Raw genomic sequence first — 12,945 nt, 5'->3', positions numbered from 1 at the left:
CTTCACTACAATCGCGCTCTCGCTCGATTTCCACCGCAACTGACAAATCACTGTCGGGAGCAGACCACCACAAGCCGAACGGGGTTGCGTGAGCGCCTTGGCTTTGGCGGCGGCGTCGTGTTCACAGTATTTCGAGCTTGCAGCCAGCCGGCTTTGATCCCTGCGCTTGTTGAGGTTAGCCGCAGCAGAGTGGTGGATTGAAGGACGCACTGATCAAGGCCGTCGATCGGTTTTGTGCCGCGACACATAGGGACTGGACCCGCTGTTAAGGTTTAGCGGTCAGGTTAACCCCAGCGAACGTTTGGCTGAGAGCGTCGAACTCGATATGACCTCGAATAGAGGAATATTCGAATGTCCAATAGAACCGCATTTCAAACTGCAGATGCAGACGAGCCCCACAACTTTTTTGATCTCGTCATTCCCCTCACCTTCAGCGCTGTAGCCCTCCTGGCCACAGCTGTTTCGCTGGAGGCGATTGGGTTCATCGCTTGGCAGCCATCCACCTTTCTGGTTGCCTATATCTTTGACTGACGCGATTGGCTGGCATGAGCGAATTCGAAGGCCTCTCTGACCACTTCATTCTGCGGATGCACGAGTTCATTCGCCAAGAGGTTCAAGCAGATAGGCTAGCCGGCGCGCGTTTTGTCGGATTGCCAGCGAGGCTGCGCGCGGAAGCTCTTGCACGGGAAATCGAGCGACGCGGCTTGTTCTGCACGGCAATTGACTGGCCTCAGCATCTTGAGCCTGGAGCGGACAAATACGCACTGACCATTGGACACCGGAAGACGATCTAAAACTCATCGTGCTCACGGCGCGACGCGTCCCGATGACCGGATTGCTCGCCTGCCAGACCGCAATCGCAAATGTCGATCCGCGATCGATTGCGACTCCTGCGGACCTGCATCGTGAACAAGAGAATGCCAAAGCTCCCGCGTAGCGGCCTCGGTCTAACCAGTCCCCGGCCCTTCCGACCCCGGGGCCGTCTGTCCATCAGCCTACCGCCGCGTTGCGCCTCGCGCAGCTAACTCCCGATCCAGATCTTTCAAGCGCTCAAGCAGGTTCTCGACGATCTCCATGCAATCGGAAGGTCCCAACGATTGCACGCCGCGCGCCGCTAGCTCGCGCTCCAACATGGCGGCTATAATGATTTGAATGCTCACGAATTCTCCGCCGACTTCGCCTCCGAGACGGTACGGCTCAACTTAGAAATGGGTTTCGCTAAAGCGAAAGGCCGCAGGGTGGTTCCAGCCCCCACTGCGGCCATCCCGGGCAAATTAGAAACTGGTACTTAAATCTCGCCGGTGTTCTCACAGTAGAACACCGTGTTCCGAAAAAGGATTCCGTAAGACTACCGGAATTCGGGGTGGCCCGGATTGTCACTCGGGTTTGGAAATGGCACCGCTTCCTTACTAGGGCCCATGCTCATTGCGGATGAGAGCGCCGGGAGCGACGCTGGGCTGGTACGTAGACTTCCCAGATTCCGGAGGTCGCTACCGCCACAGCCGGCGCGTGACGTTGAACAACGCCGCAAGCGGGACGCCTACCAACACACCCAGCATGCCGTACGATGTGACCAGCAGCGCAGCGCTAAGCGGCCCTGCGCTTGTCGCAAATCCGTAAGCTGCGCCTAAGCCTCCCAGCGTCACGGCAAAGACGACCATGTTGCGGTCGTTGCGCGCCTCGATGTTATAGACCGGGGGCCTTTTGCGGTGAAGAACGGGAGGACCGAACGGCACCTTCGAGCCGCAATTTGGACAGGCCGACGCACTCGGTGAAACCGGGTGGTCACAGTCGTGGCAATCGATCAGCTTTTTGGTCTGTCCCATGCCGCAAATCGTAGCGGCGGAGCGGCCAGTCCACAAGTTCGGCAGCTACTCCCAGCACACCCTCCTGCATGACCACAGCAGGGCCGCTCTGATCCTCCAGCATTCTCCGCGCTTGACGGCTTGAAAACCTGCGCGCCGCGCGGCAGGTTGACCAGCTCGGGACCTTTCTCGCCCACCATGGCGAGTACACCCGGGGCCGAACTGGTGCCGCTTGCGAACATGGGAATGGAGAGGCCGCCCGCTCCGGCGCCGAGAGCGGCACCAGACCACGTGGGCACGCTGCTGGAGCCCGCGCTGCCACCAAACCCAAGCAACGAACCCAACCGTTTTAGATCAAGCGCTTCTTCGAAACAGAAAGACGGATTGGGCACTATTGGACTAGGAGGTGGCGGAAGGGGTGCCCGCTCAACCTCGCTGAATCGCTCGTCTTTTCCACCTGCGCCGAGAACAATCTACGGTCCTATCCACGGTTAGTCTCGCAACCTCACGGCCGAAGTTTTCGGCCATCTTAAGCAGCGCGCCGGCCTCGCCTGTCACCCTGCTCTCCTCCACCAGGTCGCGGCACAGTCGCTCCATTGCCGGGAGTTCGTCGGTGTCGTGCTGATCTCGCCCCATGCGGGCGATCAATCATGAACGTATTCGTCGGCGCAGCAGCAGCCTCCGTAGCCAGCATGCCTCTAGAAGCGCTGGCCTCGCCGCTTCCAGCCAGCGTGCCAAAGCTTGCCTTCGATGGCTCCCAATGCGGCGACGCAATGCGCGAGGCCTATTACAAGCTCGATGAAGCGAACGAGGCCTTGAAGCTGACGGCTGCGGACTTCCAAAGGGTATGGAAGGCTTGCGGCGAATGGCAAAAAGCCAATCCGCAGCCGGGCGCCCACCGCGCTCACAAGAAGTATTGCCGGCGCTACGATAAGCACATGGACGAGATCAACTATGATGCGGTCTTCGATGCGCATCAGAAGGCGCGCGACGCCTTCAAGGCCGCACAACTTGCCTTGGCGAACGTCAAGGTCCGCGACCTTGCCGAATTGTGCCTCAAAGCTTGCATGATCTATGTCTTTGAGGACGTCAGGCAGCCGCACCTACGCCATGTCGATCCGGTGATTTCAGTTTCCGTCGCGATGGATCTGGCCGCAATGGCTGCCCCGACGAAGGGCGAAGCCTGAGCCTCCAGGCCCGCCGGTTCACGGCGGGCCCGTTGTTCTCCGGGCGAGAACAGATTGCGCTAATAATAAATCTTCGTTTGTTCCTTGCGCGTGTATTTATAAGCGGAACACGTAGAAGTACGTTGCCTTAGTTGGCGGCCGTATGCGCCGGTTCACGCTGGCGGGCCTTTGCGAACCCATCGTTACGTTGGCTTTCGCAAGCTCGTGGAGCTCAGCCATTGCTGAATATGCAGCGCGTTCTCACTGAGCTGCGCGGCCTTCAAAAGAGCTTCCCGCTTTGGCCCCGGAGGCGTTGCTTCGGCCCGGGTTCGAGCGGCGCTCGCCATTTGAGTTAGGCGTTCAGTGAGAGAAGGGATGAGCTTGACCATAGATGGCTCCGCGTATTTGGCGGGAGCACGTGGCTCTCAGTCACCGATATATGCCGTGATGGGCCGGTGATGGAATTACTAGGCGCCGGTTCCGCAAGAATAGATAGTCAATTCGCCGTAGGTTCTCGGCCCTTCAGAGGACCCCTGTTGCCTCACCTGGCGGCCCTTCGCGCCGCCTCAACATGGCGGGGCTTTCCTGTAGTTGCCGGCGATCTCCAGCAGCGCCGCGCGCTCTACCGGATCGTCAGTCTGGGCCGCCAACGTGCGGCAGATTGACTCAATGTCGGGCTCGCGATAGCGCGCGCTGATTGTACGTTCGATTGTGCGCTGGAGCCAATCTACAAGTCTAAGTAGCTGATTTTGCTGGTGTTTTGGCGGAAGGGGTGGGATTCGAACCCACGGTACCCTTGCGGGCACGCCGGTTTTCAAGACCGGTGCCTTAAACCACTCGGCCACCCTTCCAAGTTCGGAATTGCTGTCGCTTAACGCAGTCGACGGCGCATGGCAACGCGAAGTTGGCGCCCGCCCCTTCCCCGACATCGGATCTGTCAGGCGAGCGTCAGCCTGTTCCCTTACCCTATGCCCTCTCGGCGATCCCGGACACTGGCGACATCTCCCAGGGCGTCGCCGGTTGCGAGGCCCGGTTTGGAGTCGCCTCCGTTTCCGGGCCTCGTTTGCTGGCTGCAAAGAAAAGCGGCGCCCCCGTTGGGAGCGCCGCTTGAATTCTTCGTAAGCTGGCTTGGCTCAGTACCCGCAGGAGGCACAGTTCATCTGCACCGGGGCGTAATAGGAATAGCCCGGCTGGACCATCTCGACGCGCTGGCGCGTGGCGTATTGCGGCGGGATGCGCTCGTACTGGACGCTCGGCGGCGCCACCATCACGGTCTGCGGCACCATCACGGTGCGGTACTGCGCCGGTGCGCGGTGCGCCACGACGGAGCCGGGCGACACCATCACGGTCTCGTCGACGGTGCGGTATTGCGGCTGCACGTATTGCTGCTGGTAGCAGGTCGTGCACGGCGGCGGCGTGTAGCAATTGTAGCAGCCGGCGGAAGCCGCGCCGGTCATTGAAATCGCAGCGACGACTGTTGAGAAAACGACAGCGAGAGTGCGAGACATTATTGTGGTGCCCCAATTGCCCGAAACGGATTTGCGAAGATCGATGGCAGTATACGCCGCAAAATTCTGAGCTGCCGAAGTTCATCGGGGCATCCTTAATGCAAACGGCCGGCTCGCGCCCGCCGTTCAGAACTTGTTGACCATGCGCGATGCGTGATGCTTGCGATCACACCCGCACGTGACGCACTTACTTCGGGCGCCGCTTCACCTCGCGCACCGCGCCGCGCGCGGCGCTGGTGGTGAGCGCGGCGTAGGCCTGAAGCGCGGTCGAGACGTTGCGCTTGCGCCCGATCGCCTGCCAGGCGGCATCGCCCTTCGCCTCTTCCGCGGCGCGGCGCTTGGCCAGCTCCTCGTCGGAGACCTCCAGCGTGATGCTGCGGTTCGGGATGTCGATGGCGATGCGATCGCCGGTCCTGACCAGACCGATGTTGCCGCCTTCGGCCGCTTCCGGCGACAGATGGCCGATCGACAGGCCCGACGAGCCGCCCGAGAAGCGTCCGTCGGTGACCAGCGCGCAGGCTTTGCCGAGGCCCATCGATTTCAGGTAGCTGGTCGGATACAGCATCTCCTGCATGCCGGGGCCGCCGCGCGGGCCTTCATAGATGATGACCACGACCTCGCCGGCAGCGACCTTGCCGCCCAGAATGCCTTCCACGGCGGCGTCCTGGCTTTCGAATACGCGGGCGGGGCCGGAGAATTTCAGGATCGAGGCGTCGACGCCGGCGGTCTTCACAATGCAGCCGTCCTGCGCGAGATTGCCGTAGAGCACGGCGAGGCCGCCGTCCTTGCTGAAGGCGTGCTCGAGGTTGCGGACCACGCCCTTCTCGCGGTCGGTATCGAGCTCGTCGTAGCGGCGCTCCTGGCTGAAGGCGACCTGGGTCGGGATGCCGCCGGGCGACGCCCGGAAGAAGGTGCGGACAGACTCGCTCCTGGAGCGCTTGATGTCCCAGCGCTCCAGCGCGTCGCCCATGGTCGGCGCGTGCACGGTCGAGACCGACGTGTCAATCAGGCCGGCGCGGTCGAGCTCGCCCAGGATGCCCATGATGCCGCCGGCACGATGCACGTCCTCGACATGCACGTCGGCAACCGACGGCGCGACCTTGCAAAGGACAGGCACGCGGCGCGACAGCCGGTCGATATCCTGCATGGTGAACTTGACCTCGCCTTCATGGGCGGCGGCGAGCAGATGCAGCACCGTGTTGGTCGAACCGCCCATCGCGATGTCGAGCGTCATCGCGTTCTCGAACGCCTTGAAGTTCGCGACATTGCGCGGCAGCACGCTAGCGTCGTCCTGCTCGTAGTGGCGGCGCACGATATCGACGATGGTGTGGCCGGCCTCGACGAACAAGCGTTTGCGATCGGCGTGGGTTGCGACCACCGTGCCGTTGCCGGGGAGCGCAAGGCCAAGGGCTTCCGTGAGGCAGTTCATCGAATTGGCCGTGAACATGCCTGAGCACGAGCCGCAGGTCGGGCACGCCGAGCGCTCGATCACCTTGACGTCCTCGTCGCTGACCTTGGAATCGGCGGCTGCGACCATGGCATCGATCAGGTCGACCGCCTTGGTCTTGCCCTGCAGGGTGACCTTGCCGGCCTCCATCGGTCCGCCCGAGACGAACACGGCAGGGATGTTGAGCCGCAGCGCCGCCATCAGCATGCCGGGGGTGATCTTGTCGCAGTTGGAGATGCAGACCATGCCGTCGGCGCAATGGGCATTGACCATGTACTCGACGCTGTCGGCGATCAGCTCGCGCGACGGCAGGCTGTAGAGCATGCCGTCATGGCCCATGGCGATGCCGTCGTCGACCGCGATGGTGTTGAACTCCTTCGCCACGCCGCCGGCCTGCTCGATCTCGCGGGCGACGAGCTGGCCGAGGTCCTTGAGATGGACGTGGCCGGGCACGAACTGGGTGAAGGAGTTGACGACCGCGATGATCGGCTTGCCGAAATCGCCGTCCTTCATGCCGGTCGCGCGCCAGAGGCCGCGGGCGCCCGCCATGTTGCGGCCGTGGGTGGTGGTGCGGGAGCGATAGGCTGGCATGGCGGTTTCCGTCCTCGGTTTGGCTGGCAGGGCGGGGCAAATTTTCGAAGCCGCCTCAGGCCTTTCCGGCCGGATAGCGCACGGGGGGAACGCGCGCAACGGGAACTTGGGCCGGACAGGGCTCCCCTGCTCCCGACGCGTGGGCACCGGCGGTCTCAGCCGTCATGCCGGGCTTGTCCCGGGCATCCACGTTCTTGATGCGGAAAGGTCGTGGATGGCCGGGACAAGCCCGGCCATGACGGAATTATTGCAGCTCGGGATCGAGCCAGTCGCCGATCACGGAGACCGGCAGCGTGGTCACGACGATGGTGGTCGCCGGTGCCGGCATGATCAGGGCCACATGCGCTCGCGCGCTTGCATTGGTTTCAGGCAACCGCGCGTGCAGGCGCATGCACCGCGAAAATTCAAGCGCGATGAAATCCGTAGTGATCCGGAATGGAATCCTATTCCGATGTCGCGTACATCGCGGGACATCGATCGGCGGCCTTCCAAGGGCATCACCCTCTGATCGCGCACCACGGGGTTGGGGGACCACATGGGGCGGGGGATCAAAGGCTGGGGCAAGGTTACGAGGTCCGGACTCCTAGGCACTCCGGACCTCGGGACTTTCTAGATTGAACGTGATTTCGCGCCGCCGGCTTGATCAGCCGTGCGGCGCGAAGTCGTTTTGGCGTCGTTATGCCGACACGGGCGCTAGCGCGTCTGCGGCTCGATGGTCACCGTGCAATCGCCCTGCCCTTGCGTCGCGACCACGATGTTGCCCGCGGGAGCGCCGAGGGCGATCGGCGCGGACGAGCCGCCGCCGGGCATCTGGACAGTCACGCTCAGGGAGTCCGTTCGCGCGGTCGAGCCCACGGTCGAGGGTTCTGCCTGGGCCACATTACCCGAGGCGTCACGCCGCATGATCTGGCAGTTCACATTGCTGCCCCCGGCGGCCGCCATGCTCGATGAGGTGCCGCCGCTCATCTGGGCGCGGGCTCGTGAGGGATCGCGGGGCACCTGGCTGACGATGCGATGCGTCCGCGGCTCCACAATGACGACGTCGTCGCCCGTCGAAAAATATTCGTAGTCCCGATACTCGGGCTCGATCGCGACGATCTCGGGCGGAAGCCTGTGGAGGCGCACGCGCGAGGGAATGGTTTCACCGACCCGGATCGAGATGTTCAGATTACGCTCCGGCTCCGCCAGGCGTGCGCGGCTCACCGTTTCGGAGATCCGCACCTGCTTCTCGGACGTCACCTGGGTCTGCTGATTGGCCTGCGTGTTGGTCTGGGGCGTCTGATTGGCTTGATTGGTCTGCGTGCCTGAAGTGGCAGGCGCGGTCTGCGCATTGTTGGTCGGGGCCGTCCGGTTCGTGTCGGTCGCTGTGGCCGGTCGGTTGTTCTGTTGCGCCGGCTGCTGCTGCTCGGCCGCGTTGCGCGGCGGCTGGGTCTGGTTGCGCTCGTTCTGGTTGGCCGCAGCTCCCGTGCGCTCGTTCTGCTGGCCAGACGTGCCGGACTTGGACTTCTCGGACTCGGCCGTTGATTTCTGCGGCGCGGACTTGTCCTGCTTCGTCTCGGCGCTGTTCTTGCCGTCGCGTCCCGGTTTCGGGCTCTCCGCCTCACGGTTGCGATCGCGCGAAGGCTCACGAGATTCCTGGGCCTGATCCTTCGACTTCGGCTGGTTGCGCTCGGCAGAACTGGCCGGCTGGCGCTTGTCGTCACTCGCGTCCTGCTTGGCAGCGCCGCCCTTCTCCTCGCGGCCCGCACCCTGCAATCGCTCCTGGGCGCCCTGCGCGCGCTCTTGAACCCGTTCTTGGGCGCCGCCGCGTTGCGGCCCGGCACCTTTCGCCGGCTCCTCGGTCCGTCTCGGCTCGTCCCTTCGCTCACCGGGCGCCTGGGCGTAGGCGAAGCCGGAAGCAAGCATCAGTCCGATAGCCGCGGTCGATAACATCAAGTGCTTGCGCATGGTCCCTCTCCTGGAAAATTCGCAACAACAGACGCGAACGTTCTGTGGGTGCGAAGGTTCCTGATCAGGAACGAGGGCTGATCACGCGGGTCTCACATCGGGTCCTTCAGCGTGAGCCGCGCCGTGAATGTCACGCTGGTCTTGCCAACCAGCGCCATGCCTTCGACTTCGGCGCCGTCGGCGGAATAGTCGCCGGAAAAGCCGCAGGTCACTTCCCTGCCGCCGAACGCGAGCGGCTTGCCGACGGCCTCGGTGTGCTGATTGACGGTCATGTCGCCACGCCATTTCCCGTTCCGGAAGGTGTAGCTGCCGGTGTAGTAGAAATAGCTGTCGCCGCCCATGATGCGGCCATCGCAGAGCACGACGACGCCTTTGGCCTGGCCGCGCTTGCCGTCGCGCATCTCGATCTCAAAGATGTAGAGGCCGTTGAGGACCTTCTGTGGGTTGCCGCCCTGCTCGAGCCCATCGCCGGCCGACATCGCTCATCTCCCGTTCAAACCGGCACATTCCGCTCGAGATCTTCAAGCCACGCCGCAGCGCTCGAATCCGACGGCGCACGCCAGTCGCCGCGCGGCGACAACGAGCCGCCGGCCGAAACCTTGGGTCCGTTCGGCATCGCCGAGCGCTTGAACTGGCTGAAAGCGAAGAAGCGGCGCAAGAACACCTCCAGCCAGCGGCGTATTTCCTTGAGATCGTAGGCCTTGCGCTTGTCGGTCGGAAATGCCGGCGGCCACTCGCCCTGGGCAACGTCTTTCCAGGCCTGCAGCGCCATAAAGGCGATCTTGGACGGCCGCATGCCGAACCGCAGCGTGTAGAACAGGTTGAAATCCTGGAGCTCGTAGGGGCCGACCGAAGCTTCCGTGCTCTGCGGCTTCTCGCCGGGCTCAGCCGGAACCAGCTCCGGCGAGATTTCGGCCGACAGGATCGATCCAAGCGTTTGGTTGACGTCGTCGGTGAACTGCTTGGAGGCAATCACCCAGCGGATCAGATGCTGGATCAGCGTCTTCGGCACCCCGGCGTTGACGTTATAGTGCGCCATCTGATCGCCGACGCCATAGGTGCACCAGCCCAGCGCGAGTTCGGAGAGATCGCCGGTGCCAATCACGAGGCCGCCATGATGGTTGGCGAGCCGGAACAGATAGTCCGTGCGCAGACCCGCCTGCACATTCTCGAATGTGACGTCATAGACCTTCTCGCCCTTGCCGAAGGGATGGCCGATGTCCTTCAACATCTGCGTCGCCGTGGTGCGAATGTCGAGCTCCTGCCAACTCGTCTGCAACGCCTTCATCAGCGCCAGCGCATTGGTCTTGCTGTCGCTGCCGGTGGCAAAGCCCGGCATGGTGTAGGCGAGAATGTTCTCTCGCGGCAGGCCAAGAAGGTCGACGGCCTTGGCGGCGACGATCAAAGCATGGGTGGAATCGAGTCCGCCCGAGACGCCGATAACGACGCGCTTGGTACCGGTCGCACGCATGCGCTGGACGAGGCCCGCGACCTGAATGTTGTAGGCCTCATAGCAGTCCTGCTCGAGCAGGCTCTCGTCGCTCGGCACGAACGGAAAGCGCTCGACCTTGCGCAGGAAGCCGATATCGGCGGCCGGCGCCTTCAGGGCGAAGCCGACTTTTCGGAAGAAGGCTTCGCGCTGCCGGCGATTGTCGTCGAACGTACCCATCAGCGCGCGTTCCTGCCTGAGCAGGTCGAGATCGACGTCGGCCAGCGTGATCTGGCCGCCCTGGCGGAACCGCTCGCCCTCGGCCAGCAGCACGCCGTTCTCGTAGATCGAGGTCTGGCCGTCCCAGGCCAAATCCGTGGTCGATTCCCCTGCCCCGGCCGCGGAATAGACGTAAGCCGCGAGGCAGCGGGCCGACGTCGATTGGCACAAGAGCGCGCGCGAGCGGGCGCGGCCGATCGTGATCGGGCTGCCCGAGAGATTGATCAGCACGCTCGCGCCCGCAAGCGCGAGCTCGGAGGCCGGCGTTACCGGGATCCACATGTCCTCGCAGATCTCGACGCCGATGGTCAGGCCCGGAACGTCCTCGGCTGCGAACAGGAGGTCGACGCCGAACGGGGCATGCAGCCCGCCAAAGGCGACCATCTCTCCGACGATGCCGGCGCCGGAGGCGAAATGCCGCCCCTCGTAGAATTCGCGATAGGTCGGCAGGTAGCTCTTGGGCACCACGCCGAGGATCTTGCCGCGATGGATGACGACCGCGCAATTGTAGATCCGATTGCCAAAGCGCAGCGGCGCGCCAACGATCAGGACGGTCATCAGGGACGAGGATGCCTCGACGATGGCCACAAGCCCGCGCTCGACCGCATCGAGCAGCGGATCCTGCTTCACGAGATCTTCGATTGCATAGCCGGACAGGCAGAGCTCGGGGAACACGGCAACCGCCACCGACTGCGCGTGGCAGTCCTTCGCCGCCGCCAGAACCGCAGCTGCGTTGGCCGTGGGATCAGCCACATGAGAGGTGGTGACGCAGGCCGCCACGCGCGCAAATCCGTGGGCATAGATCGAGTGGAAACTCATCGAGTACAGTCCCTTTGTCTCGTCGCGACCGGCCTCCGCCGGCTCTGGACTCCATTTAACCCATCGACATGGCCCCGTGCAGGCCATTCAACGGCATGCATAACGGATTTGCAGCTTCGCTGCCCGGCCGTGCTCTTGAGGCAGTCTCAGGCTCTGCGCGCCAGCATCGTCGCGCAGCCACTCGGCGATCCGGGGCCAGGCATGGGCGTGGGTCCGCGCGCCCATGAACAGGCCAAGATGGTTGCTGGGCTGGGAGGCCGCCGCAATGAACGCCGGCGGTGTGCCGAGCAAGCCGGCGGTGGCGAGCGCCTGCGCAGCCGGCACGACGTCGTCATCGAGTCCGGCCAAAAGGAAGACCGGCGCCTTGACGTCCTTCAGATCAATCCCGCGGCCGAGTGCCGTGAACTGGCCGCGCGCGATCCGGTTCTCCCGGAAAATCCAGTTGACGATCTCGAGATAATAGGTGCCGGGCAGATTGAGGGGCTCGGCATTCCAGCGCTCGAAGCGTGCCAGCAGCGCCGCACCGTCCTCGCCGGAGAGGTCGCTCTGCAGCGCCGTCGCGATGTCGTCGCGGCTCGGTGCCTTCGACCAGAGCCGCAGCATCTCTTCGCCGCTGACATTGCCGCCGCCGCGGGCGACGAGCTGGTCGTAGACCATCTCCGGCGCGTTGCGGGCGAGCTGCGACAGCCTGGAGTCAATGGAGAGGTCGACGGGCGCGCCAGCCAGTACCAGCCGCCGCACCTTGGCGGGAAAGCGCGCCGCATAGAGCAGCGAGAGCCAGCCACCCTGGCACAGGCCGACGAGATCGACCGGCGCGCCGATTTCGTCGATGGCGACGTTGAGATCACCGAGATAGCTGTCGATCGAGAGATAGCGCATGTCGGGTGCGGCCGAGCGCCAGTCGGTGAGATAGACCCGGTCGATGCCGCCATTTTGCAGGGACTGCACAACGCTGTGGCCGGGCGCGAAGTCGGCGATCAGGGCCCGGTGCAGCGCATAGGGCGCGCAGACCAGTGCCGGCTGGCCGGCCCCCGTCCGCGCGCAATTACGCAGGCGCATGGTCGCAAGCTCCAGCGCGACGGAGTTGGGCGTGGTCCAAGGCAGGCTGCTGTCGGCCAGCTCCGACGGGCCGCGCTCGAGCCATCCAAAGCAGGCGTCCATGGCAATCCGCGCCGCAGCGAACGGCCACAGCAGCGGGTCATCCGGGACCGGCTCCGGTGCGCGCAGCTGTTTGCCGGTCTTCTCCGCCATGGCTATCCCACGGTCCTCACAGGAAGGCCTCGAAGCTGACGAGCGAAATACCGCGCTCGCGAAAACTCTGATGGGTCGCGGCCACCGAGCCGTCGAGATCGATGCCGCGGCAGGCGTCCTCGATGACGGCGACCTCGAACCCGGCCTTGCCGGCATCGTCCGCCGAGAAGCGAACGCAGAAGTCGAACGCGAGGCCGGCGACGAAGACGGTGTTCAACTCGCGTTCGCGCAAATATCCGAGCAGGCCGGTCGGCGTTGTCCTGTCGTTCTCGAACAGCGCCGAATAGGAATCGATGCCGCGCCGAAATCCCTTCCGCACCACCAGATTTGCGCGGGTGACGTCGAGATCGCGATGAAATTCGGCGCCTGCGGTGCCCTGCACGCAATGGCTCGGCCACAGCACCTGGACGCCGTAGTCGAGCACGATGGTCTGGAACGGCTGTTTGCCCGCATGGTTCGGCGCAAAGGAGACATGATCGCGGGGATGCCAGTCCTGGGTCAGCACCACATTGGCGAATTTTTGGGCGATCCGATTGATGGCGGGGACGACCTTCTCGCCGCCGGGCACGGCGAGCGCCCCGCCCGTGCAAAAATCGTTCTGCACGTCGATGACCAGCAGCACGTCGCGGTCGGAAATCTTCATCGCAAGGTCCATTCCAGGCCATCCGCGCGAGCGGCGCCGAAGGCACGTCTGCAGTGTCGA

The 12,945-nt window shown here is 63.8% G+C and carries 12 protein-coding genes, 1 tRNA gene and 1 pseudogene; 3 read left to right on the top strand and 11 right to left on the bottom strand.

What is annotated here, in order from left to right; translation table 11 throughout:
* Nucleotides 1–351 precede the first annotated feature (351 nt).
* A complete protein-coding gene (locus AC0L23_RS00370; protein WP_085385231.1) occupies nucleotides 352–531 on the top strand; it encodes a hypothetical protein in 180 nt (59 codons plus the stop codon).
* A gap of 14 nt (nucleotides 532–545) precedes the next feature.
* Nucleotides 546–794: a hypothetical protein gene (locus AC0L23_RS00365; protein ID WP_018457872.1), complete on the top strand. Its 249-nt coding sequence runs from the start codon at nucleotides 546–548 to the stop codon at nucleotides 792–794.
* Between the two features lie 201 nt (nucleotides 795–995).
* Here AC0L23_RS00365 and AC0L23_RS00360 read toward each other — a convergent pair whose 3' ends face one another.
* Nucleotides 996–1,160, bottom strand: a complete 165-nt coding sequence (locus AC0L23_RS00360) for a hypothetical protein (RefSeq protein ID WP_198957648.1) — start codon at nucleotides 1,158–1,160, stop codon at nucleotides 996–998.
* A gap of 330 nt (nucleotides 1,161–1,490) precedes the next feature.
* Nucleotides 1,491–1,826, bottom strand: coding sequence for a hypothetical protein (locus AC0L23_RS00355; RefSeq protein ID WP_018457874.1), 336 nt, complete (start codon nucleotides 1,824–1,826; stop codon nucleotides 1,491–1,493).
* Nucleotides 1,827–2,455: 629 nt separating this feature from the next.
* Between AC0L23_RS00355 and AC0L23_RS00350 the strand changes: the two genes are divergently transcribed.
* Nucleotides 2,456–2,992 carry a hypothetical protein gene (locus AC0L23_RS00350; RefSeq protein WP_085358631.1) on the top strand — a complete coding sequence of 179 codons (537 nt, stop codon included), beginning with the start codon at nucleotides 2,456–2,458 and terminating at the stop codon, nucleotides 2,990–2,992.
* Nucleotides 2,993–3,732: 740 nt separating this feature from the next.
* Here AC0L23_RS00350 and AC0L23_RS00345 read toward each other — a convergent pair.
* The 9 genes and pseudogenes from AC0L23_RS00345 to pncA form a co-directional block, all read right to left on the bottom strand.
* A tRNA-Ser gene (locus AC0L23_RS00345) sits at nucleotides 3,733–3,822 on the bottom strand.
* A 282-nt stretch (nucleotides 3,823–4,104) separates the two neighbouring features.
* Nucleotides 4,105–4,428: a hypothetical protein gene (locus tag AC0L23_RS00340; RefSeq protein ID WP_085385228.1), complete on the bottom strand. Its 324-nt coding sequence runs from the start codon at nucleotides 4,426–4,428 to the stop codon at nucleotides 4,105–4,107.
* A gap of 238 nt (nucleotides 4,429–4,666) precedes the next feature.
* Nucleotides 4,667–6,517 carry a dihydroxy-acid dehydratase gene (gene ilvD, locus AC0L23_RS00335; protein ID WP_085385227.1) on the bottom strand — a complete coding sequence of 617 codons (1,851 nt, stop codon included), beginning with the start codon at nucleotides 6,515–6,517 and terminating at the stop codon, nucleotides 4,667–4,669.
* A 244-nt stretch (nucleotides 6,518–6,761) separates the two neighbouring features.
* Nucleotides 6,762–6,848, bottom strand: a pseudogene (locus tag AC0L23_RS00330) (ABC transporter permease); the annotation flags it as partial.
* 362 nt (nucleotides 6,849–7,210) lie between these two features.
* Complete coding sequence (locus AC0L23_RS00325; RefSeq protein ID WP_018457890.1) at nucleotides 7,211–8,464, bottom strand: DUF1236 domain-containing protein; 1,254 nt, start codon at nucleotides 8,462–8,464, stop codon at nucleotides 7,211–7,213.
* A gap of 92 nt (nucleotides 8,465–8,556) precedes the next feature.
* A complete protein-coding gene (locus AC0L23_RS00320; protein WP_018457891.1) occupies nucleotides 8,557–8,943 on the bottom strand; it encodes a GrlR family regulatory protein in 387 nt (128 codons plus the stop codon).
* 14 nt (nucleotides 8,944–8,957) lie between these two features.
* Entirely contained in the window at nucleotides 8,958–10,991 is a 2,034-nt protein-coding gene (locus tag AC0L23_RS00315; protein WP_085353075.1) for an NAD(+) synthase, read from the bottom strand.
* 87 nt (nucleotides 10,992–11,078) lie between these two features.
* Complete coding sequence (locus tag AC0L23_RS00310; RefSeq protein ID WP_473356747.1) at nucleotides 11,079–12,242, bottom strand: alpha/beta fold hydrolase; 1,164 nt, start codon at nucleotides 12,240–12,242, stop codon at nucleotides 11,079–11,081.
* A gap of 16 nt (nucleotides 12,243–12,258) precedes the next feature.
* Nucleotides 12,259–12,897, bottom strand: a complete 639-nt coding sequence (gene pncA, locus AC0L23_RS00305; RefSeq protein WP_085353076.1) for a bifunctional nicotinamidase/pyrazinamidase — start codon at nucleotides 12,895–12,897, stop codon at nucleotides 12,259–12,261.
* Nucleotides 12,898–12,945: the final 48 nt, after the last annotated feature.

It is taken from the genome of Bradyrhizobium sp. MI1.4, from assembly GCF_055811315.1.
Note: the sequence above shows the minus strand (reverse complement) of the source record. Positions and strands in the feature narration are given on the sequence as shown.